This is a genomic window from Providencia sp. 2.29, from assembly GCF_015832305.1.
Lineage (GTDB): Bacteria > Pseudomonadota > Gammaproteobacteria > Enterobacterales > Enterobacteriaceae > Providencia > Providencia stuartii.
Genome location: NZ_CP065420.1, coordinates 2,947,953 through 2,971,583, shown reverse-complemented (window position 1 = coordinate 2,971,583; position 23,631 = coordinate 2,947,953). Strand labels below are relative to the sequence as shown.

Below are 23,631 nucleotides of genomic sequence, written 5' to 3'. Positions count from 1 at the left end.
TAAGCAAAATTTATTGGGGTTGAACATGATTGATAAATTAAATGCCACATTTGCTTTTCAGCAACAGGCGTTATCAATACGCGAGGCAAGGCAAACTATTTTGGCTGCAAATATTGCTAATGCGGATACACCGGGGTATCAGGCGCGTGATATTGATTTTAGCCGCCAGTTACAGCAAGCCATGAAAAATGGCGTTGTAAAAGGTAAAGGCGTTGCTTTGGCGGTGACATCAAAAGGCCATATCGAAGGTCGAAACATGAAACAGCCCGAATTGGATCTTAAATATCGTGTTCCATATCAAACCTCAATGGACGGTAATACCGTCGATATGGATATAGAGCGCAGTCAATTCGCAGATAACACATTGAAGTACCAAGCAGATCTCACTTTTATTAATAGCCGCGTCAAAAGTATGTTGGCCGTGTTACAGCAGGGGTAATAAAAATGGCGTTACTCAGTATTTTTGATATTTCAGCATCTGCACTGACCGCGCAATCACAGCGTCTTAACGTGAGCGCTAGCAATATGGCGAACGCGGAAAGTGTTGTAGGCCCTGATGGCGAACCGTTTCGTGCTAAACAGGTAGTTTTCCAAATGACGCCTCAAGGCCGTAATGGCGTTGGCGGTGTTCGTGTGAGCCAGTTGATTGAAGATCCCACGCCACCACGTATGGAATACAAACCCGGTCACCCATTGGCGGATGAGAAGGGGTACGTGCGTATGCCTAACGTCGATATGGTCGGTGAAATGATCAATACCATTTCGGCATCGCGTAGCTACCAAGCAAACTTAGAAGTGATGAATACAGCTAAAACGCTGCTTCAGAAAACCTTAACCATAGGCCAGTAACGAGGAAGCTAAATGGGCATAGCAGCCACCATGTATGACTCTTTGGATAACACCACAGCAGGCCCAGAGCCGCTGAAAAGTAATATTCCAAATAAAAATAAGAGTCAAACGGATGATATGCGTGACACGTTTTTAAAAATGATTGTGACGCAGATGCAAAATCAAGACCCCACTAAGCCGATGGAAAACGCAGAGTTGACCAGCCAACTTGCACAAATCGCGACCCTTGAAAGTATGAATAAGCTGAGTGATAAAGTCAGCGGAATTTCAAGCCAAATTGGCTCTGGTCAATCATTGCAAGCGACTCAATTGGTCGGAAAAGGGGTTTTGATACCGCGTAATGAAATCGTTCTTGCGCCATTAAAAACGCAAAATGACAGTGATAATACGGCTATTTCTAAACCAACAAATCCATTACCTGATGATGAAACTAGCCGTGCGTTGTCCGCAGCCAATGACAATGGCGGAGATGATGATGCGTCCCAAGGGGATTATATCTCATCGCCGTTTGGTTTCTTCCTTCCCAAAATGGCTGACAGCGTTGAGATCACGATACGCGATAAAAATAGAGCCATTATTCGTACCATCTCTTACGACACAGAAGTGAAACCTGACATTTATGACATGTCGTGGGATGGGCGCGATGACAATGGAAAACTCGTTGCTGATACGAACAGCAAATACTTCTTTGATGTAAGGGCTGTCAGTAACGGCGCAGAAATTGAAGTCACCAAATTGGGATATACCCGAGTTAATGGTGTCACGCCGGGTACAGATGCTCCTTTATTGGATGTTGGTATAGGACAAAGTGTGCCGCTTAGCAGCATTTTTAAAGTCTATCCATCATCTTAATTTTATTTCCCCAACCGTCATGGAGAAAACATGTCTTTTTCACAAGCAGTTAGTGGCTTAAATGCTGCCTCAGCGGGGCTTGATTCGATTGGTAATAATATTGCCAACTCCGCAACTAATGGTTTTAAAGGTGCAACCACCTCTTTTGCCGATATGTTTGCCGGTTCAGGTGTAGGTCTGGGGGTTAACGTTGCCGCGGTAACCCAAAACTTTAAAGATGGCCCAATCACTCGTACTGACAGACCGACGGATGTGGCCATTTCAGGAAATGGTTTTTTCCGTGTGCAAGACCAAAACGGTGATATTTTTTATAGCCGTGATGGGCAATTTATTCGCGATAAAAGCGGCAACCTCGTCAACAACCAAGGAATGACAGTGACAGGTTATCCGGCTGGTTTGGATGAGAATGGTAATGTGGTCGTTCAAAGTGGTGGTGTTCCTCAAGGGCTAAATATCCCAACAGATATGATGGATGCTCAAGCCTCTGATTTGGCAAAACTGACTATCAACCTGAATTCTGAAGACAAAGTTAAATCCAAACCTTTTGATATCAATAACCCAGATGATACTGGCAGCTATAACTTCAGTACCACCATGACCGCATTTGATAGCCAAGGTAATACCCATGAAATCTCTGTTTACTTTGTCAAAACAGACGATAACAAATGGACGGCTTATGCAAAAGATGCTGGCGATAAAGTGGCTAAGAAATTGGGAGATATGGAGTTTGATGGAAATGGCCGCCTAAATAGCCCAACTAATGCCGTTTTTGCGTTTGATTATCAAGGTCTAAATGGTGCCAATAACGGTACGTTGCAGATTGACCTAAATAAAACACGCCAGCAAAAAGTCAGCGAATCATCGGTGAGTGCGATTGATGTTAACGGTTATCCGGCAGGTGAGTACACCAATTTCAAAGTCGAAGATAACGGCTTAATCGTGGCGAATTACTCAAACCAACAAAAACGTGTTGTTGGGCAAGTGGCACTTTCAGCATTCGCTAACCCGAATGGCTTAGTATCACAAGGTGGTAACGTTTGGGCACCGTCTAATGCCTCTGGTAACCCGATGGATGGCGTACCGGGCGTCGGTCAATTCGGTAAGCTAACGAGCGGTGCGCTGGAATCTTCCAACGTAGATATGAGCCAAGAGCTGATCAACATGATTGTGATGCAACGTAACTACCAATCGAACGCACAGACGATCAAAACCCAAGATCAGATGCTGCAAACGATGGTTAACTTACGCTAAGTGTAGAGGGTGGCTATGGATCATGTCATTTATACCGCAATGGGAGGCGCACGACATGCGCTTGAAAACCAAGCGATTGTTTCTAATAACATTGCGAATGTTTCCACATCGGGTTTTAAAGCGCAATTAGCGGCGATGCGGGCTGTTCCTATTCATGGAGATAGCGAGCAAACACGAACGTTGGTGGTTGCTTCAACGCCCGGAGCGGATATGAGCCAAGGGCCGCTCAACTATACGGGCAGGCCAATGGATGTGGCATTAAACGACAAACACTTTCTAGCCGTTGAACTTGCAGATGGTAGTGAAGCTTATACCCGTAACGGTAACATTCAAATTTCACCTGACGGTGAATTGGTGATTGGTGAGCGCCGTCTACAAGGAGATGGTGGCCCGATCAATGTGCCGCCGAATGCGGAACTGACCATCGGTGAAGATGGCACAGTGACGGCCTTATTGGCGACCGACCCGCCAACAATGTTAGGGCAGATAGGGCGCTTAAAAGTGGTTGAAGCTCAGCCGCAAGATTTAATTCGCGGTGAAGATGGCTTATTTCATCTATCACCACAAGCCGCGGCGGCGAATGGTAATGGGCTTGCACAAAGTGAGCGAGCTTCCGTGACATCTGGGGTGATTGAAGGCAGTAATGTCAATGCCGCAGAAGCAATGGTGTCGATGATTGCCAACGCTAGGTATTTTGAAATGCAGATGAAAGTGGTTCGTAGTGCCGATGAAAATGCACAAAAAGCCAACCAACTGCTTGCCGTTAGCTAATTTTCAGTAAGGAATAACGATGATCCGTTCATTATGGATTGCTAAAACTGGGCTTGATACCCAACAAACCAACCTTGATGTTATTTCCAACAACTTGGCAAACGTCAGTACAAATGGTTTCAAACGTCAACGTGCAGTATTTGAAGATTTACTGTATCAAAATATTCGTCAACCGGGGGCAATGAGCTCTGAGCAGACCTCTTTACCATCAGGTTTACAACTGGGTACAGGGTCACGCCCTGTGGCGACAATGCGTATTCATAGCCAAGGTGCGTTGAATAAAACCGGAAACACCACCGACATTGCTATCAAAGGACAAGGTTTCCTACATGTGCAGTTGCCCGATGGTACGGATGCATATACACGCGACGGTGCTTTGCAGCCAAACCAAGATGGTCAGCTAGTCACTTCGAGTGGTTACCAAATCGTACCTGCCATCACCATCCCTGATAATGCCAATAGCCTCACCATCGCACGTGATGGTACGGTCTCAATCACGGTCTATGGGGATAACCAACCACAGCAAATTGGGCAAATTACGCTAACAACATTTATTAATGATGCGGGCTTGGAAAGTATGGGTGAGAACCTGTACATGGAAACCGCTAGCTCAGGAGCGTCAAATGAAAGCGCGCCGGGCACGAATGGTGCTGGTTTGCTGTATCAGCATATGCTTGAAACCTCGAACGTCAATGTGGCTGAGGAATTGGTGAATATGATCCAAACCCAACGCGCCTATGAAATTAACAGTAAAGCGGTTTCAGCTTCCGACCAGATGCTACAACGCTTAACGCAACTGTAATTTGATGGCATAACGCGCGGCCTGATCCCAAATGACAATTTGCCCGAGAAGGTAAGTTGTCATTTGGTGATAACTAGGCATTTGATGTGATGATAAAACAGACACAGCAGCAAAAGAGTACCATGATGACGAAAAACGGTTTTACCCCTGAAATTAAGGGCGATTCATTCTTTTCACCGAGTAAGGTTTTGGTGATTGCTTTGGTATTAGCCACAAGTGGTTGTGCTTATGTCAAACCTCGTCCTCTGGTGGATACTCAAACAAGTGCGTTACCGACAGCACCCACAGCCCCCGCACCCAATGGCGCTATTTTTCAAAGTGCTCAGCCCGCCTATTACGGCTACCAACCACTGTTTGAAGATAGGCGACCTCGCAATGTAGGCGATATTTTAACCATTAATTTGCAAGAGAATGTGAGCGCCAGTAAGAACTCATCCGCGAATGCAAATCGCAGCGGTAAAACGGGGTTCTTAGCCGCAATCTTGCCTGGTTTTATGCAAGGTTGGCTGGGCGGCAGTAATACAGAGCTGGATGTGAAAGGCAGTAGTGATTTTTCAGGGAAAGGCGGGGCCAATGCCAACAATACCTTTAGAGGCACCATAACCGTCACGGTCGATCAACTCTTAGCTAACGGTAACTTGCATGTAGTGGGCGAAAAACGGATAGCGATTAATCAAGGAACGGAGTCGATTCGTTTTTCGGGCGTGGTAAACCCTCGCACAATAGGCGCAGATAACAATGTCAGCTCCACACAAGTGGCGGATGCGCGTATTGAATATGTTGGTGATGGTTATATTAATGAATCGCAAACCATGGGCTGGTTGCAACGCTTTTTCTTAAACGTTTCGCCTTATTAATTTAGGTAGAAATTGAGCTGTAAACCCATAGAGATAATCGAATGAATAAATTAGTGACTCTTCTGCTAACGCTGCTTTGTCTATTTGCTACATCAGCATATAGCGAACGTATCAAGGATTTGACAACAGTGCAGGGTGTACGTGACAACGCGTTAATTGGTTATGGATTGGTAGTAGGGCTGGATGGCACCGGTGACCAAACCATGCAAACACCCTTTACCACTCAAAGCTTGAGCAATATGTTATCTCAAATGGGGATCACCGTGCCACCTGGCACTAACATGCAGTTGAAAAACGTGGCAGCCGTGATGGTTACCGCGAAATTGCCGCCTTTTGCTCGCTCAGGACAAGCCGTGGATGTGGTGGTCTCCTCGATGGGGAATGCGAAAAGCTTACGAGGTGGTACTTTGCTAATGACCCCACTTAAAGGCGTTGATGGGCAGGTTTATGCCATGGCACAAGGCAACATTTTAGTTGGTGGAGCTGGCGCGAGTGCAGGGGGAAGCAGTATTAAAGTCAATCAATTAGCTGGTGGGCGGATCACTGGAGGGGCGACCATTGAGCGTGAGCTACCTACTAGCTTTGGTCAAAATGGCATCATTAACTTACAACTGAACGATGATAGCTTCACATTAGCGCAAGATATTAGTGATGCAATTAACCGATTACGTGGCGCAGGCACCGCAACACCATTAGATTCACGCACAGTTCAGCTACGTGTGCCAATGAACAATAGTGATCAGGTGCGTTTTCTTGCACAAATTCAAGAATTGAATGTACGTACGCCAATTGCCGAAGCCAAAGTGATCTTAAATTCGCGAACAGGCTCAGTTGTGATCAATCGCAGTGTAACATTAGAAAGCTGTGCGGTAGCACACGGCAGTTTATCGGTGATGGTAGAGAGGCAAACTCAGGTCAGTCAGCCGAACACGCCTTTTGCAGGCGGGCAAACCGTTGTTACCCGTAATACGAATATTGGGGTGAGGGAGCAAGGCGGTGCATTACAAAAAGTCAATGCCAGCGTACAACTTAATCAAGTGATACAAGCACTTAATACTTTAGGGGCGACGCCAACCGACTTAATGTCGATTTTACAGGCCATGGAAAGCGCTGGATGCTTGCGCGCTAAGCTGGAGATCATCTGATGAATGATATGCAATTAATGCAAGGTGCCGCATTTGATTTGCAGTCGCTCAGCCATTTAAAGCGTGAATTAACTGATTCGCCAGATAAAGGGTTGCGTCAAGTCACCCAGCAATTAGAAGCGACGTTTGTACAAATGATGTTAAAAAGCATGCGTGATGCACTACCGCAAGATGGTCTTTTTTCCTCCGATCAGACGCGTATGCTAACCAGTATGTATGATCAGCAAATTGCGCAAGACCTGTCACAAAAAGGGTTAGGCTTTGGTGAAATGATGTATCAGCAGCTAACTCAAATGCAAGGTGATACATCTTCAGAAGACGTACCAGTGAAGCCCTTTAACATGGATGATCGATTGATAGACTCTCTACCTAATCAAGCAATGGCACAGATTGTCCGTCGTTTTGCTCCGTTAGGAGATGCTCTATCGTCATCCATGCAGAAGGTCAAATCCCTCTCTTTAAATAGTCAAAACTTTATTAGTCGACTAATAGAGCCTGCAAAAGTTGCCAGCCAGAAAAGTGGTATATCGCACCTTTTGGTCCTTGCTCAGGCGGCATTAGAAAGTGGTTGGGGGCGTCGAGAAATTTTAACGGCGGAAGGCAAAACCAGCCATAACCTGTTTGGTATTAAAGCGGGTAAAAGTTGGCAAGGGCCAGTAACCAATATTATGACAACGGAAGTGATTAATGGCAAAAGCATCAAAATGCGAGACGATTTCCGTGTGTATGGCTCATATGAAGAAGCGATAGCCGATTACATTAATTTATTGACTGAGAACCCACGCTATCGTGATGTTAAACACGCGCAATCCCCTGAGGTAGCGGCGCGTCGCTTACACCAAGCAGGTTATGCGACAGACCCTAATTATGCCGATAAATTAATTACGCTGATCAATCAAATTCGTGGCTATCAGACGGCAGACAAAGCGGCGTCACGAGCGGTTCAAGCCTATACCGTCGATCTGAGTGATATTTTTTAAATTTTCATCTTGAAAGGTGCCGTAAACACTAAACATTTGCGGCATCTTTCCGATAACTAACTATATTCGTCATATTTCAAGTGACAGCACGATTGATGATGCTTATTGGTGCTGCAAGGATACAGTGATTTGTTACCTAACTGCACCTCGAATTATTTGAAATATAAATAAAAAGTTCGGGTTGATATTGCGACGGTTATTATCGATGAACCATGGCGATAAGCAGCAGATAAAGGAAAAGCTTATGCTGAACAATGTAATGAATAATGCACTTAGTGGTGTGAATGCCGCACAGGGTGGGTTAAGTGTGATTTCAAATAACTTAGCTAACGCAGGTGTGGGTTACTATCATCGCCAAAGTGCTGTTTTCGGGGAGAATCCCGGCACAATGACACCTAACGGTTATTTTGGTAACGGCACCTATTTTAGCCATGTTCGCCGTGAGTTTGATGAGTTTATTAACCAGCAATATGGTCAATCACGCGCTCGTAGTGGTGAGTATGAAGCTTATGCGAAAAACAGCAGCCAAGTCGATGACTTACTCACTAATGATATTGAAGATATTTCGAGCAATATTGGGAGTTTTTTTACTGCGCTTGATGCCGCAAGCAGTGATGCGAGTGATAAAACATTAATCGATGTTTTTTTAGGTAAATCAAATGCACTGGTAGGGCAGTTCAAGGAAGCAGATAGACGATTACAAGAAATGGAGCGTGATGTTAATCGCCAAATTGAAACTAAGGTGAAAGACATCAATACCTACGCAGAGAAAATCGCTGGTTTGAACCAACAGATAGCGCGGGTGCGCTCTGTGAGCGGCTCAGAGCCTAATGATTTGCTGGACGTACGTGATCGCCTAGTCAGTGAGATCAACTCATTGATTGGCGTAAAAGTGATTGAGCAAAATGGAAACTACAACGTCACTTTTGCAAATGGTTTACCGTTGGTGACTGGAGAAAATGCGAACCGCCTTGAGGCCGTTCCTTCCTCACAGGATGACAGCCGCTTTAGTATTGGTTTTGTTGGTGCTAATGGTCAAGTGCGCGAAATTGCAGACGATGCGTTTCGTGGTGGTGAGCTCAGCGGTGTATTACGCTCTCGCAAAGAGGTCATTGATCCTGCATACCAAAAACTCAATAAATTGGCCTTGGTCTTCGCAAGTAAATTCAACGAAGTACATAAGAAAGGCTTTGATGCTAATGGTAATCCGGGTAAGGACTTTTTCGAAATCGGCAAAGGTAATGTAGTCAGTAATACCTTTAACCGCGGTAAAGCAGAATTTGATTTTAACTATAGCGATGTCTCTCAAGTCACTGGCAATAATTATGAGATGCGTTTTGATGGTAAAGAGTGGAATGTCACTCGACTACCTGAAGGCTTTGCCGTTACCGTTGATCGCTCAACCCCAGATACATTGAAGTTTGATGGTATCGAGCTGAAAATTACCCAAAACAATGCCCAAAGTGGTGATTCGTTTTTAGTCAAACCAGTTAATGGCGTCATCAATGGCATGCAATCTTTGATAAGCGATGCGGCAAATTTTGCGGCGGCGGGTGAGAAAGGGAGCGGACCTGGTGATAATGATAACCTAAAAGAGCTGGTTAAGCTTCAAGACCAAAAATTAATTGGGGGCACATCAACGTTTTCCGATTATTACGCCACTATCGTCAATGATGTGGGTAACCAAACCAAGCAAGCACAGATTGACTCTGAAACACAAAACAAAATGACAGAAAGTTTCTATCAGCAAGAGCAAGCGGTTTCGGGCGTCAATATGAACGAAGAAAGCATTCAAATGCAAAAAATCCAACAGTTTTTTAATGCGAATGCGCAAGTGCTAAAAACTGTAGATGACCTCTTTAATGCCCTAATGAGAGCGTTCTAAATTCTAGTCATTTAAAAGGATTATATTATGCGTTTAAGTACGAATATGATTTATCACCAGCGCTTGCAAGATATGAATAATGCTCAAGCGCGTTGGATGGATGCGGGTAGCCAACTGGCATCCGGTAAGCGTGTCAGCAAGCCGTCGGATGACCCCCAAGCTTCATCGCAGGCGGTGCGTGTTAATCAATCTGAAAACCGTAACCAGCAATATGTGGCAAGTCGAGGTTTTGCCAAAACAGGCATGCTGCTACAGATGAGCGTGTTGACCCAGATGACAGAGGTTACCACTCAGATTGATACAACAATTATTCAAGCTTCAAACCAAGGTAGTTTGAGTGATAGTGACAGAATGTCACTTGCGGAGCAATTAAGCGGTTTGAAAGATCAGCTGGTAGCGTTAGGCAATACGACAGATGGTAATGGTCGCTATATTTTTGCAGGTTATAAATCTGACAAGCCACCATTTGAGGTGAATGCTGCGGGCGATGTGATTTACAAAGGCGGCGATAAAGCGATTATGCAGAATGTATCCAGCGATCGCGAAATGACCACTTACTTTACTGGCGCACAAGTGTTTGCAACGGATAGCAATAATGTCGTGAATGTTTTCAAAGCGTTAAATGAAGGCATTGCTGCGCTGAAAACGCCTCAAGACCAAGCAACACAAAGCGAAAAAGAGGCAGCTCAAAAAGCATTAGATAGCGCCAATACAGCGGTTAAATCAGCGTTAGATAAAATCTCAAATATTGAGTCGAAGCAGGGGTTGCAACTACAAGAAATTGATCAGTTAAACTTTCTAGCAGATACAAGAAGTATTCAAAATAGTCAGCGCATAAGTGAGTTGTTGGATACAAATTGGACTGGAGTCACAACAGACTATTATAAAGAAATGGCTATGTTCCAAGCATCGCAAGATATTTTTAAAGATTTAAATAGCATGTCATTATTTGGTGGTCGTTAAGACGTGTGCCAGTCTCAACTCATTTGAGGCTGGCGCAATTACCGTATCGTTATTTTTCCCTACAATTATTTTCTTTTCTCTTATCCTATATTGCATTTCTCTTAAGATGATTTACTCTTTATTTTACCCTTTGTTTTTGCTCTTTAAAAAATTAGCCAATAAAACAATAAGTTACTAAGCGTCATAAAAAAGAAGGTATTTTTCTAAAAAATAGGCTAACGAATTGTTATTTAGGGATTTTGTTTGGTAAGCTAATTGTTCACTGCCGTATAGGCAGCTTAGAAAATTAAACAGCACCCGAATTCCATCTGCATCAAGTTCACTGCCGTATAGGCAGCTTAGAAATGCAAACATGGCATTTATCATTGTCATCTTTTGTTCACTGCCGTATAGGCAGCTTAGAAATCTACGATGCGTACTGGTAAGACTGCTAGTGCGTTCACTGCCGTATAGGCAGCTTAGAAAATCATCACGAATACACCAGGCTATCGAGTAAGGGTTCACTGCCGTATAGGCAGCTTAGAAACAGAGCAAGCGAAAGCTAAAGAAGTTTATGACGTTCACTGCCGTATGGGCAGCTTAGAAATAAGACGCGGGTTCAACTCCCGCCAGCGCAGTAATAAAGGGAAAATAAAACTCACATTGGTATAGGAAGATTAGACATAAGGCCAACGGCTTAGAAGGCCGTAGGTCACATACATAAACGTATAGGCAGTTATCCATTTATTAATATAGATTAAATAAACAAGTATTAACATGTACGTTTAAATACAATTAATAAGTTATTTTTGATAAAACGCTTTGCGATCAGCTTCCCAAAATCACCATGTACTCTTTACAAACAATGAACAGCTATAGACAACACTTAAGTTAAACTGTATTTAAATAGTCATATGATTTAACCAAGTCAATGGAAGGCTAATTCAACATGGATGACTTTTCTCCCGCTGATTTAAAAACTATCCTTCATTCCAAGCGCGCTAATATGTACTATTTAGAGCATTGCCGCGTTATGCAAAAAGATGGTCGAGTTCTCTACTTCACCGAAGCGAAAAATGAAAACCTCTATTTCAATATTCCCATTGCGAATACAACAGTTTTGCTATTAGGCACTGGCACCTCTATTACTCAAGCTGCGATGAGAATGCTTTCACAGGCTGGGGTACTGGTTGGTTTTTGTGGTGGCGGTGGCACACCTTTATATATGTCAACGGAAGTAGAATGGTTAACACCACAAAGTGAATATCGGCCAACCGAATATTTGCAAGGTTGGATGCGTTTTTGGTTCGATGATAAAAAGCGTTTAGCTGCCGCTAAAACGTTACAACGATCTCGCATCAGCTATTTACAGAAGACTTGGCAAAGCTCCCGAGAATTGCAGAATGAAGGGTTTATTTATAATGATACGTTGATCCAAAATGCCTTAGAAACCTTTCATACACGAACTGAGGCGGCGGATGACCCTCAGACGCTATTACTCACAGAAGCCCAATTAACGAAGGCACTTTATAAATATGCAGCAAATAACACGGGGCAAAAAAATTTCACACGTCAACATCAAGCCATGGATAAAGCGAATGCCTTTTTAAACCACGGTAATTATTTGGCATATGGTTTGGCAGCGAGTTGCTTATGGGTACTCGGGATCCCTCACGGTTTTGCGGTTATGCATGGCAAAACCCGACGCGGCGCGCTGGTATTTGATGTCGCAGATTTAATTAAAGATGCCATCGTTCTCCCTTGGTCCTTTATTTGCGCTAAAGAGGGAGCCTCAGAGCAAGAGTTCCGCCAGCAAATCTTACAATCTTTCATCGATAATCACGCCTTAGACTTTCTTTTTGATACCGTTAAAACGATTGCGTTACATACCGGCTCAGAGCAACAAATTCAGGAGCCTAAATTATGATGGTCACTTTTGTTTCGCAATGTGAAAAACATGCACTAAAAAGAACACGACGTGTATTGGATGCATTTGCTAACCGTATTGGTGATAACACATGGCAAACCCTCATCACTGAAGACGGCTTACAAACAGTCAAAAAAATGCTGAGGCAAAGCGCCAGTCGCAATACTGCTGTAAGCTGTCATTGGATACGCTCTCGATCACGCTCTCAACTCTTATGGGTCGTCGGGAATCGCAATAAATTTAATTCACAGGGGCATGTTCCGGTGAACCGTACTGAAAAATCATTTTTAGGCAGCGAGTTTGAAAATGATTGGAAATATCTCTCTTTAATTGCCGCTGTTGCTAGGTTAGCAGCCTTATTCCATGACTGGGGGAAAGCATCCCGCTTATTTCAAGATAAACTGAATCCAGCCGTTAAAATGCCTTTTAAAGGTGACCCTGTTCGGCATGAGTGGGTGTCCTCAATATTGTTTAGTTCATTGGTTAAAATCCATTCAGCGGAAGGGAGTGAGGAAAAATGGCTTGATGCGCTCATTCACCAAGAATGGGATGAATCACAGCTACAGCAATGCGTAAACGATAATTGTTTAGCATCAAATCCACTCGCTGAATTACCCGATGCGGCAGCGTTGTTGACTTGGCTAATTTTAACTCACCATAAGTTACCTTTCTTAGATGAGCAAGAGCTTTGTAATTGGCAGGACAAAGCCATTAATTTGCATACTCAATTATTGGCTAAGATAAAACAAAGTTGGGGCTATAGAAACGGGAATGACGATGCTCAATTTCAACAACGCATCAAGATGTGTTTTGAATTCCCTAATGGCTTATTGAGTAACTCCAAAGCGTGGGTCCAAGCGGTTCAACAAGCGGCAACTGATTTAAAAAATCAACTCCCTTTGTTCCAACAAGCAATGGCAGATGGGAGTTGGCGAGTTATCGCTCACTATGCTCGCCTTTGCTTAATGCTAGGAGATCATAATTACTCATCTCAAGGGAATGACCCACAATGGCACAGTGATATTGCACTTTATGCCAACACACACAAAATCCGCAATATTAACAATATTCCGCAAGTTACATTTAAACAGAAACTTGATGAACATCTCGTCAAGGTCGCTGAAACTGCTCGAGATATTGCAGAAACATTACCTTATTTTGAAAGTGAACCGCCGTTTGCTAGTGATGTTCCAAAGCTTGCATATGATAAAAACAGCACAGGGAAATTTAGTTGGCAAGAAGATGCGGTTAATTCAATTTATCAATACCGCAAAGAGCGTAATGATGACATTAAAGGTTATTTTATTGTCAATATGGCGAGTACTGGCTGCGGTAAAACGCGGGCTAATGCCAAAATCATGCAAGCATTATCTGAAGATAAGCAGAGTCTACGTTATATTTTAGCGTTAGGGTTACGCACATTAACGTTACAAACAGGGGATGAGTATAAAGATCAAAACAAGATTGGGCTAGGCGAAAGGGATCTTGCGGTTTTAATTGGCTCTAAAGCGGTGGCTCAACTGCATCAGAATGCAAAAGAGAATGAAAATGCATCAGAAGCCTCGAATGACACCTCTTCACATCAGACTAATAGCGAATCAAATGATTTGAAGCCTCACCAAACTGGCTCTGAATCACAAGAAATGTTATTTGATGAAAATGAAGAAATGCTCAGATGGGATGAGAATAAATGGTCAGGTATTCTGCCAGAAGAAGTATTATCCACCGTACTGACAAGGGAGAAAGATAGGGCTTTACTCTATGCTCCTGTATTAGCTTGTACTATCGACCATATTATAGGGGCTACTGAAACCATTCGTGGCGGCCGTTATATTCTGCCTTGTTTACGTTTAATGTCTTCAGATCTTGTGATTGATGAGGTCGATGACTTTATTGAGGCTGACTCGGCAGCCATCGCGCGTCTGATCCATATGGTTGGGTTACTTGGGCGTAAAGTGATGATCTCTTCCGCTACAATAACCCCAGATACTGCTTTAGCTTACTTTCACGCTTATCAATCTGGGTGGCATGCTCATGCAAAAAGCCGTCAACAGTCTTTAGAGATTGGTTGTATGTGGATTGATGAGGGGGAATATGACCCCGTAAAAGAGAAATGTAAATCTTCAACGCTAGCTGCTACGCTTGTGGCTAATGATGAAAATACCCCTTACTTTTATCAGCAGTACCATGGCAAGTTTATTGATAAAAGAGCCAAAGTGTTAGGGCAGCAACCTGCACGCCGTAAGGCATTAATAGTTCCTACACCAAAGGATAATACGCAAGAGAGTCAGCAATGTTATTTTAATCACATCCTCAATGCTGTATTAACCCAACATCATTACCATGCTTTTCTTGATAAACGCACGGGTATCCAAGTTTCATTTGGCGTAATCCGTGTTGCCAATATTTTACCTTGTATTGATCTAACGCGTTTCTTACTTGAGTGTGAGTGCCCTGATGAGGTTGAGATCCGCACTATGGCTTACCATAGCCAGCAAGTTCTATTGCTACGGCATGAACAGGAACAACATTTAGATAGTGTTTTAAAACGTAAGGAAAAATCAGGAGAAGAACCTGATGCGCTAAATGATGCGATCATTCGCCAACATCTCGCACAAGTCAGTGCAGAGGGGAAAGCTAAGCATCTGATATTTATTCTAGTTGCTACACCAGTAGAAGAAGTAGGGCGCGATCATGATTTTGATTGGGCGGTGGTAGAGCCTTCATCCTGGCGTTCTATTATTCAAATCGCTGGGCGTGTTCGTCGTCATCGAGAAGGGGAAGTGGCACAACCTAATATGGCGTTATTGCAATACAACTTAAAAGGGTTTGAAGAAGGCAATGATAATCCATTTTCTCGACCCGGCTATGAAAATAGATATATTAATTTAGGGTTATCGACTCATGATCTTTACGAACTGGTTGATGAACAACAATTGAACAAATCAGTTGATGCGATCCCTCGAATACAAAAGCAAGCAAATTATGAAAGTAAAAAACACACTAATTTGGCCTGTTTAGAGCATGCAGCGATAAAGTATACATTTAAAATTGAGCATATTTTCCCGCCTAAACGGGCAGAAAATTCAGCAACATCATCAAGAAGAACCACTCGACGTTCAAATCATCAAACAATACCCAGTAATGCAGCATCTCATATTTGGGGTTATACCCATGGTAATTGGTGGATGACAGCAATATCTCAACAGATAGCATCTTTTCGTAGCGGCGCCCCTTCTTTTCGATTGGTGTTGGAAATCTTACCAAGAGGGGAAATGCAATTTAGTGAATATCATCGCGAAAATGGTTGGGTTAATGTGGGGGCTCAGAATGGAATTCATTTCATAGAGTTCCCTGAGTCAATGAAAAAGAGGCTTTGGTTAGTTCGGGATTATGCGAAATCTCTTGAATCCCAGACAGAGGAAGCAGAGCAAATCACTTCACTTTCACGGTTTTATGGCGAGATAACGTTTTTAAAATGTTTAAATGTACATGATGGATATCGTTATGATGACCAGATGGGGGTATACCCAATAAAAAGGTAGTTTGCATCACTTAGCAAAAAAGGAGTATTTCTACTTATTTTTGAACGTGATGTTTATCAGATGGGGAAATAGGATATAGCTTGAGATAAGTGGGGAGCTATCTGTGTATAAGCTAGATTAATAGATAAGTTAAGTCACAAGGGCCAAAATATGTTAGATCCAGCAATAGAAGCCTTTTTTGCTGAGCGCAAAGAAGGCTGGCTTAAAAAGAATCTAAAAGCTTCTATGAGTGAAGCAGAAGTGCATCAAATAGAGCAACAGTGTGAAGATACTTTTGCTTTATCGCAATGGTTACCGAATGCGGCAAAACGAGCAGGGCAAATATCGCTTTCGACTCACCCGTGTACCTTTAGCCATCCTAGCGCACGTAAAAATAAAAATGGCTATGTTAGTGCAATTATCGCTAATGCAAAGCAAGCGAATGATGGCTTTTTACGCTCAAGTAATGTTGCTGTAGAGCCTGATGCATTAGGTAATGCAGCGGCATTAGATGTCTATAAATTTCTTACATTACAGATGCAAGATGGGGCAACGTTATTAGCGCATATTGAAGCGGAAACGCAACTTGCAAAAACGTTATTAACTCTGAATAACGAGTCTTATCAAGAGATAAGAAATGGTTTTTTGGCAATGAGCGCAACGGATGATTCGGTGGTGACGAGTTCAAAAATCAAACAAGTCTATTTTCCGGTGTGGCTTGATGACGAAGACTATCACTTATTGTCTATTTTAACCCCTTCAGGATTGTTGTTTGAAATGCGCCGCCGCATTGATGATATTCGTTTTTCTGAACAGACTAAGACATTACGTGATCTAAAACGTAAAGGGGAATATAGCGAGGTAGGTTTTAAAGAGATTTATGGGCTCACAACCATTGGTTTTGGTGGCACTAAACCACAAAATATTTCAGTTTTAAATAATCAAAATGCAGGGAAAGCCCATTTATTGCTTTCTTTGCCCCCAGTGTTGAATATTCGAGAAACACGTTTACCAAAAACGAATTTTTTTACTGATGCGATAAATCCATGGCACGCCAAGGAAACATTTCAAGCTTTCCATGGATTAATTAATTTACCGAAAGATAAACGAGGTAACCGCTTTATTGAATACCGAGATAACCGAATTCAAGAATATGTGGATTATATTATCGTCATGATGTGGAAAGTTCGCCGTGCTTTGGAACAGGAAAATATCACATTACCAAATAAGATTTCCAACTATCAAAAAACATGGTTATTTCCAGATAATCAAGAACAACGAGATAATACGGATGACTGGCTCGAAATATTAATTCCAGAAATTGCTCGTCAATTTATTGCAGGCTACAAGGTAGTTAATGGCAAAAAAGCATTATTTTTAGGTAACGATGAGTTTAATGCCATTGTTGATGTTGTTGCGAGATATAAGGAATTATTGAGATGAACAATTCAATGAATCTAATAAAGCTCTCACATCTGAAAGTACATAATGCTAATGCACTATCAAGTCCATTCACTATCGGTTTTCCTGCCATGACAGCATGGCTAGGGTTTATGCATGCGCTAGAGCTTAAATTAAGAAAGATAGGCTTTTTAGAATTACAACTCGAGTCAATCGCGGTTATCAGCCACGAATGTAATTTACAAACGTATAAAGGTCCTAGTGATTTTGTAAGTTCAATCGTCGGTACGGGTAACCCACTCGATAAAGAGGGTAACCGTTCAGCGTTTATTGAAGAAGCCCGGTGTCATTTAGACGTTTCATTACTGATTGAATTTTCAGATAGAAATGATGAGTACGGTAATGTGTTAACGGATAAATCAATCGTTGACCGGATTTATGAGCTAATCCCAATGATGAAACTGGCTGGTGGCGATATTTTGTCTGTGGATCTGCCTCAGATGCATTATTTGCCTGCCAATGATGATATGGGGAAATATAGACGTAGCTTATTCAATAGTTTAATGCCCGGCTACGCTTTGATTGAGCGTAGAGACTTAATGGTATCTGCAATGGAAGATGGTCAAGATGCCATGGATGCGCTTTTAGACTATGTGACTGTCCATAATCAATGCGTTGAAGTAGACATTCAAAATGAATCAAAAAACAAACACTATGAGTGGAAAGTTCAGCGTAAAACAGCGGGCTGGATTGTACCAATAGCGACAGGTTACCAAGGTATTTCCCCATTAGGTCAGGCTAAAAATCAACGAGACCCAAACGTTCCCCATCGGTTTGCGGAAAGTCTTGTGACGCTTGGTCAATTTGTCATGGTCAATAAGATAGGCCATCCCAATGAAATATTATGGAAATACAGTAATAACTTAGAAAATAGTCTCTATTTATGCCAACAAGTTGAATCAAAATATTTTACGAGCGGAGAGTAACAATGGCGAAGAATAATGATGTAGCATCAGTACTGGCATTTGAAAAAAAATTAGTTCCTTCAGATGGTTATTTTTATGGTACGAGTTGGGATCATAAATCACAATGTACACCGCTCGTGCTACAAGAAAAGTCAGTCCGAGGTACCATTTCAAATCGTTTAAAAGGTCCGGTTAAAAACGACCCATTAAAATTGAACGCTGAAGTAGAAAAAGCCAACTTACAAACAGTTGATGCTTGTGCATTAGGCACTCAACAAGATACGTTAAAGCATCAATTTACACTCAAAATTTTGGGGGGTGTAGAGACGCCATCTGCTTGTAATAATGCCTCTTTTAAAGAAAGTTATACTAAAGCGGCAAAAGAATATATTGCTAGGGAAGGTTTCCGTGAGCTTGGTCGCCGTTATGCGCATAATATTGCTAATGCACGCTTCTTATGGCGCAACCGCGTGGGCGCTGAAAAAATTGAAGTTGAAGTGAGAGTATTAAATAAAGGGCAAGAGCAGCAATGGACATTTGATGCGACACAATACAGCATTCGTAGTTTTGAAAAGCAAGATGATAAAGTGAATGAGTTAGGCGCTAAAATTGCTGCTGCACTGGCAAACAGTGAAGGGGCACTACTTCTTGAAATTACCACCTATGCCCAACTCGGGCAGTCTCAGGAAGTTTATCCTAGTGAAGAGTTGGTATTGGATAAAGGTAAAGGTGATAAAAGTAAGATCCTTTATCATGTGAACGGTCATGCGGCGATGCATTCACAAAAAATAGGCAATGCTCTACGCTCTATCGATACTTGGTATCCTGATTATAACGATGAAGTTAATAGTGCGGGGGCAATTGCTATTGAACCTTATGGTGCCGTGACTAACCTTGGTCGTGCATATCGAACTCCTAGCGATAAACAGGACTTTTATACGCATTTTGATAAATGGGCTCGTGGTGAAAAATTGGCACGACTCGAAGATGAACACTATGTTATGGCGGTCTTGGTGCGTGGTGGTGTCTTTGGGGAAAGTGACAAATAAGGTGAACTATGGACTATTATCAGGAGATCACATTACTGCCTGATTCGACGATACCGTTGGACTTTTTATGGCAAAAGGTCTATCAGCAAATACATATTGCGTTGGTAGAAAATAAGTCTGAGGCCGGTGATAGCGAAGTTGCGGTTGCATTTCCTGAATATGGAAGTGTTGGCTTCCGGTTAGGAAAAAAATTGCGTTTGCTCGCAAAGACTGAAAAAACGCTGACTCAGTTAAATATCAGTCACTGGCTAATGAGGCTAGCGGATTATGTGCATATTAAGTCGATTCAAGCGGTGCCAGAGCATGCCACGCCAATTAGTTATGTGCGTCAACATGTAAAAGGTGCAAAGCGTCTTGAACTGGATAGGTATAAGAAAGCTCAACTGTATTCAGTAAAATCAGGGCAGCCTATTGAGGTCTGTTTAAGCGCAATAAAAGAGCCTCAAACGCGTAGTCGTTTACCTTTTATTTGGATGGAAAGTCAGCAAACAAAGTCTAAAACAGAAGGCGATGGGCATCGTCCATTTCCACTCTTTATTCGGTGTGTTGCTGCGAAGGAAGCAAAGGCAGGCACGTTTAATTGTTATGGGTTAAGTCAGTCTATGGGGAAAGGCGAAGAGGTTGCCACCGTTCCACATTTTTGACCTTTTTTACCCTTGTTTTTTTGCTCTTTAAAAATTAAACATAAAAACAATAAGTTGCAGCAGGCTGTAAAAAAGAAGGTATTTTGATAAAAATAGCTTTAACTGTTTGTTGTGACTTATTTTTTATTTGATACGCTATAGTTCACTGCCGCATAGGCAGCTTAGAAATGACAAAGATTATTTTTTCAAGCCTTCATTTGGTTCACTGCCGCATAGGCAGCTTAGAAAATCACGGAAGTGATTGACGCAAAGTTACGCTACGTTCACTGCCGCATAGGCAGCTTAGAAAACGATTTACATATAGTGATATCCGTCTAACATGTTCACTGCCGCATAGGCAGCTTAGAAAGTCCGCATTTGCTATTGGAGTGTCATCAAGAAGTTCACTGCCGCATAGGCAGCTTAGAAATTGCTGGACCTCTTCATGCACTGAGTCTCGCCGTTCACTGCCGTATAGGCAGCTTAGAAAGTTGTTGTTCGTGTTGAACAAGGCGAAACCGAGTTCACTGCCGTATAGGCAGCTTAGAAAAATGAAACATCTACTTGATTTTATAATATTTTTCAAGGTGACCATTTTGGCTTGTTCTATAAAATACAAAGGTAGCTTCTAATTCTTTATTTTCGTCCAAAGTCACCGCTAATAGAGGCGAGGATTTATCAATCGGCTTTGTAAATACAACTGGTTTATATGAGACACTTTGCTCACGAAAAGAACCATATTAGTTAGCCCCAATCACTTAGACTTCATCTTTATGACCAATTTGATAACGATTATCAATTGAGCTCTGAGATAAGCATCCTACTGAAATAAAACAAATATTTCCTTAGTGCGAGTTTGAAGTTGAGTTAAGGCTTCAAGTATATCATCATGATTGAGTGTGCGTTGCGGCTTCTTTTCCGTCAGTTAGATGGCCCATTATCCGGAGGAGCGCCTTGAGAACGCGTATTACCATTTATCCTGAACCAATTTTATCAATTCTAATGTGCGGCCTAAGCGTGTATTATCAACGATAGCCCTTGGTCAACCTCGGACAGCTGATCATAAATAGAATAGGGCAAAATTCCGCCTTTTAAGCGGAGCTCTTTTTTCGAATTAACTCGAAACACCTCAATATCGCCATTAGCGTTTTTCGACTCAGCCTCTGAATCACGCTGTAGTATCGAAAGATTACAACGTGTACCTGATAAGAGCACCAATCAATGGACTAGGGATATTTTGGATTGCACCGTCAAAAGAAGCCCAACCTAACCAGGCTTAGCTAAGTTAATGGGCTAAAAAGCCATCATCGATAACTGACCTCGGAGAAAAGCAGACGCTGTCGCTTCACTTTTTTTGATTACAAGTCAGTAGGCTACCTATATTGTTGTATAGGTGGTTTGAAAATTAAATATATCCTAAATATAGATTAACAAATTATGATAATTCTCTGATGAGTTTTTTTTAAATAAAGATTTTACTTTTTTGTTTTTAATACTAAATTAGAGAATAGACTGAGATAGCCATAAATATACATTTTGATGCTTAGGTTGAATTATTGGGGAATAACATAGTTACTGACGTAGGTCAGCTTAGAAATCGGTGATTTTACTGTTATTTATATATGTTCACTGCTATATGAGCAGCTTTTAGAATAACCATTATTAGATTTTTATTGTCTTAATAGTATTTAAGACTAGTTAAAATTCAATTATGATTTTTATCTCTGTGTGTTATTTTTTGTGAATAATACCTCGGTAATTTTACTGTTACTATTTTCCCTTGTCTGGTGCAGTGTATAAAACGAGGGATAATTATGATGATTGAAATTTTTATAATATTTTATTTAAAAGAGATGTTATTGCGGATAATGTTATCATTCTTTTGAAAATGTATTTTTTGATAACTCAATAAAAGAACATAAGTAGGATGTTTCTATCCTACTTAATTATTTATGACCATGAATATTTCAATAATTCGCATCTTCTGAATCACCCCCCAAGTAACCCAAACATCAAGGATAGCTGCTCAAAAGCTTGATGAATCAGTCGTTCACTGTAACGAGGAAGAATCGAAATAATTAACCCAAGCATACTGATACCGATAGTTAGAGTCAGTGGAAAACCGACCACAAACACCGATAACTGCGGAGTCATTCGGTTAAGAATACCGAGAGCAAGGTTAAGTATCAGAAACAGCGTGATAAATGGTAATGCCAACATTAATCCATTAATAAAAATGCTACTCGCAAATTGAGCCAATGACCAAAAGCCATCTCGACTAAGAGGGGAAACTTGAATTGGGATCAATTCAAATGAGTGAATAAGAATATAAATTAACCATAAATGCCCATCAAATGAGAGAAAAAGCAGCAACATAATTAAATTTAGAATACGCCCCAAAATAGGCATATTTGGCCCACCGGTTGGGTCGAAGAACGTTGCAAAAGATAACCCCATCTGTAAACCAATCACTTCACCGGCATGGCGCACAGCCGCAAATGCCATCTGCATGGTCAGTCCAATAGCCACGCCAATCACGATCTGTTGTACAATGACCCATAACCCCATCGCTGAAAATAAGGGAATGTTAACGACAGGAAGTTGCGGAGAAACTATTAAGATTATAAAAAACGCTAAGATAACTCGTACCTTAGTAATGGATTGCTTTTCATTAAAAAAGGGCGCTGTACCAAACAGCGCTAAAAGGCGTATAAAAGGATAGAAACCTTGGCTTAACCAGAGTGTGAGTGTCTCACTGGTAATCGTTAACATGATTAGCCAATAATAAAGGGCAGATTACTGAATAGCGTACGCATATAATCCAGTAATAGGTTGAGCATCCAAGGCCCTGCAATAATAATTACCGCGATGACCGACAAAATTTTAGGGATAAATGACAGCGTCATCTCATTCACTTGGGTTGCAGCCTGCAACAAACTGATCGTCAACCCTGCAACGAGTGCCGCCAATAATAGTGGGGCCGCTAACATTAAGGCAATTTTCATTGCTTCAGTGCCCAGTGCCATAACCGATTCGGGTGTCATTGTGATCCCTTAATTAAAAAAGCTTTGTGATAAAGAGCCAAGTAATAATTGCCATCCATCAACCAGAACAAAAAGCATTAATTTGAACGGTAAAGAGACAGTGGCGGGTGGTACCATCATCATCCCAAGCGCCATCAAGACACTGGCAACCACTAAGTCAATGATCAGAAATGGAATGAAAATAGTGAAACCAATTTGGAATGCGGTTTTTAGTTCGCTAGTGATAAATGCAGGTACTAAAATCCGCATTGGAACATCTTTTGCCTCTTGGATCTCACCGACTTTGGCAATGCGTGCAAAAAGAGCCAAATCACTTTCTCGAGTTTGCCCTAACATAAAAGTACGAAAGGGGGCTGTGCCGCGTTCTAAAGCGGTTTCTAAACTGATTTTATCTTCACTAAATGGCTGATAAGCTTCACGATAGGCTTGGTCGGCAACAGGCGACATCACAAAAAATGTGAGAAATAACGCAAGGCCTAATAGTACTTGGTTTGGTGGTGCAGAAGGGGTTCCAAGCGCATTACGCAGCAAACCTAGCACAATGATAATGCGCGTAAAACTTGTCATCATCAATAACAGTGCAGGGATAAAACCCAGCAATGTTAGAAAAAGTAAGGTTTGGACAGGTAACGACCAACTTTGCCCACCATCGGGTAATGTTCGACTGATTACAGGTGGTAATGATGCTAGAGCTTGCATAGGCAGCATCAATAATAACGAAGCGATCATTGCTGGGGATTTCACAGAAAACATGAGCGCTTCCA

Annotated in this window: 20 protein-coding genes, 1 pseudogene and 2 CRISPR repeat arrays; of the genes and pseudogenes, 17 read left to right on the top strand and 4 right to left on the bottom strand. The window is 41.9% G+C overall.

The window, feature by feature from the left end:
- The first annotated feature begins 25 nt into the window (after nucleotides 1–25).
- The 17 genes from flgB to cas6f all read left to right on the top strand — a co-directional run bounded on the left by flgB (nucleotide 26) and on the right by cas6f (nucleotide 19,844).
- Nucleotides 26–439 (top strand): flagellar basal body rod protein FlgB, encoded by a 414-nt coding sequence (flgB, locus tag I3B46_RS13865; protein ID WP_004918603.1) that lies wholly within the window; start codon nucleotides 26–28, stop codon nucleotides 437–439.
- A gap of 5 nt (nucleotides 440–444) precedes the next feature.
- A complete protein-coding gene (flgC, locus tag I3B46_RS13860; RefSeq protein WP_004918605.1) occupies nucleotides 445–849 on the top strand; it encodes a flagellar basal body rod protein FlgC in 405 nt (134 codons plus the stop codon).
- 12 nt (nucleotides 850–861) lie between these two features.
- Entirely contained in the window at nucleotides 862–1,701 is an 840-nt protein-coding gene (locus I3B46_RS13855; RefSeq protein ID WP_061064158.1) for a flagellar hook assembly protein FlgD, read from the top strand.
- A gap of 30 nt (nucleotides 1,702–1,731) precedes the next feature.
- On the top strand, nucleotides 1,732–2,952 hold the full coding sequence (gene flgE / locus I3B46_RS13850) for a flagellar hook protein FlgE (protein ID WP_004918608.1): 1,221 nt from the start codon (nucleotides 1,732–1,734) through the stop codon (nucleotides 2,950–2,952).
- A gap of 15 nt (nucleotides 2,953–2,967) precedes the next feature.
- Complete coding sequence (locus I3B46_RS13845) at nucleotides 2,968–3,723, top strand: flagellar basal body rod protein FlgF (RefSeq protein ID WP_004918610.1); 756 nt, start codon at nucleotides 2,968–2,970, stop codon at nucleotides 3,721–3,723.
- A gap of 19 nt (nucleotides 3,724–3,742) precedes the next feature.
- Nucleotides 3,743–4,525 carry a flagellar basal-body rod protein FlgG gene (gene flgG, locus I3B46_RS13840; protein WP_104873393.1) on the top strand — a complete coding sequence of 261 codons (783 nt, stop codon included), beginning with the start codon at nucleotides 3,743–3,745 and terminating at the stop codon, nucleotides 4,523–4,525.
- Nucleotides 4,526–4,614: 89 nt separating this feature from the next.
- A complete protein-coding gene (locus I3B46_RS13835; RefSeq protein ID WP_004918615.1) occupies nucleotides 4,615–5,382 on the top strand; it encodes a flagellar basal body L-ring protein FlgH in 768 nt (255 codons plus the stop codon).
- Between the two features lie 41 nt (nucleotides 5,383–5,423).
- Nucleotides 5,424–6,527, top strand: a complete 1,104-nt coding sequence (locus tag I3B46_RS13830; RefSeq protein ID WP_014658061.1) for a flagellar basal body P-ring protein FlgI — start codon at nucleotides 5,424–5,426, stop codon at nucleotides 6,525–6,527.
- Nucleotides 6,527–7,507 (top strand): flagellar assembly peptidoglycan hydrolase FlgJ, encoded by a 981-nt coding sequence (gene flgJ / locus I3B46_RS13825; RefSeq protein WP_004918619.1) that lies wholly within the window; start codon nucleotides 6,527–6,529, stop codon nucleotides 7,505–7,507. The genes I3B46_RS13830 and flgJ overlap by 1 nt, the downstream gene beginning before the upstream one ends.
- Nucleotides 7,508–7,751: 244 nt before the next feature.
- A complete protein-coding gene (flgK, locus tag I3B46_RS13820) occupies nucleotides 7,752–9,392 on the top strand; it encodes a flagellar hook-associated protein FlgK (RefSeq protein WP_014658062.1) in 1,641 nt (546 codons plus the stop codon).
- Nucleotides 9,393–9,419: 27 nt separating this feature from the next.
- Complete coding sequence (gene flgL, locus I3B46_RS13815) at nucleotides 9,420–10,355, top strand: flagellar hook-associated protein FlgL (protein ID WP_014658063.1); 936 nt, start codon at nucleotides 9,420–9,422, stop codon at nucleotides 10,353–10,355.
- 257 nt (nucleotides 10,356–10,612) lie between these two features.
- Nucleotides 10,613–10,941: a CRISPR direct-repeat array (repeat unit 28 nt; unit sequence GTTCACTGCCGTATAGGCAGCTTAGAAA).
- 342 nt (nucleotides 10,942–11,283) lie between these two features.
- Complete coding sequence (gene cas1f, locus I3B46_RS13810; RefSeq protein WP_104873394.1) at nucleotides 11,284–12,261, top strand: type I-F CRISPR-associated endonuclease Cas1f; 978 nt, start codon at nucleotides 11,284–11,286, stop codon at nucleotides 12,259–12,261.
- Entirely contained in the window at nucleotides 12,258–15,806 is a 3,549-nt protein-coding gene (gene cas3f, locus I3B46_RS13805) for a type I-F CRISPR-associated helicase Cas3f (protein ID WP_004918638.1), read from the top strand. The genes cas1f and cas3f overlap by 4 nt, the downstream gene beginning before the upstream one ends.
- A 150-nt stretch (nucleotides 15,807–15,956) precedes the next feature.
- Complete coding sequence (locus I3B46_RS13800) at nucleotides 15,957–17,228, top strand: type I-F CRISPR-associated protein Csy1 (protein WP_150376673.1); 1,272 nt, start codon at nucleotides 15,957–15,959, stop codon at nucleotides 17,226–17,228.
- Nucleotides 17,225–18,172 (top strand): type I-F CRISPR-associated protein Csy2, encoded by a 948-nt coding sequence (gene csy2, locus I3B46_RS13795; protein WP_004918642.1) that lies wholly within the window; start codon nucleotides 17,225–17,227, stop codon nucleotides 18,170–18,172. Before I3B46_RS13800 ends, csy2 begins: the two co-directional genes overlap by 4 nt.
- 2 nt (nucleotides 18,173–18,174) lie before the next feature.
- Nucleotides 18,175–19,200, top strand: a complete 1,026-nt coding sequence (gene csy3, locus I3B46_RS13790) for a type I-F CRISPR-associated protein Csy3 (protein ID WP_104873396.1) — start codon at nucleotides 18,175–18,177, stop codon at nucleotides 19,198–19,200.
- 8 nt (nucleotides 19,201–19,208) lie between these two features.
- Entirely contained in the window at nucleotides 19,209–19,844 is a 636-nt protein-coding gene (gene cas6f, locus I3B46_RS13785; protein ID WP_004918644.1) for a type I-F CRISPR-associated endoribonuclease Cas6/Csy4, read from the top strand.
- Nucleotides 19,845–19,984: 140 nt separating this feature from the next.
- Nucleotides 19,985–20,373: direct repeats of the CRISPR family, unit length 28 nt; unit sequence GTTCACTGCCGTATAGGCAGCTTAGAAA.
- 10 nt (nucleotides 20,374–20,383) lie between these two features.
- Here the strand turns inward: cas6f and I3B46_RS21835 are convergent.
- The 4 genes and pseudogenes from I3B46_RS21835 to fliP all read right to left on the bottom strand — a co-directional run.
- A pseudogene (locus I3B46_RS21835) lies at nucleotides 20,384–20,539 on the bottom strand (type VI secretion system tube protein Hcp); the annotation flags it as partial.
- A 1,273-nt stretch (nucleotides 20,540–21,812) separates the two neighbouring features.
- Nucleotides 21,813–22,595, bottom strand: a complete 783-nt coding sequence (gene fliR / locus I3B46_RS13775) for a flagellar biosynthetic protein FliR (RefSeq protein WP_004918654.1) — start codon at nucleotides 22,593–22,595, stop codon at nucleotides 21,813–21,815.
- 2 nt (nucleotides 22,596–22,597) lie between these two features.
- Nucleotides 22,598–22,867, bottom strand: a complete 270-nt coding sequence (gene fliQ / locus I3B46_RS13770; RefSeq protein ID WP_004918656.1) for a flagellar biosynthesis protein FliQ — start codon at nucleotides 22,865–22,867, stop codon at nucleotides 22,598–22,600.
- 9 nt (nucleotides 22,868–22,876) lie between these two features.
- Nucleotides 22,877–23,620, bottom strand: coding sequence for a flagellar type III secretion system pore protein FliP (gene fliP / locus I3B46_RS13765; RefSeq protein ID WP_014658072.1), 744 nt, complete (start codon nucleotides 23,618–23,620; stop codon nucleotides 22,877–22,879).
- Nucleotides 23,621–23,631: the final 11 nt, after the last annotated feature.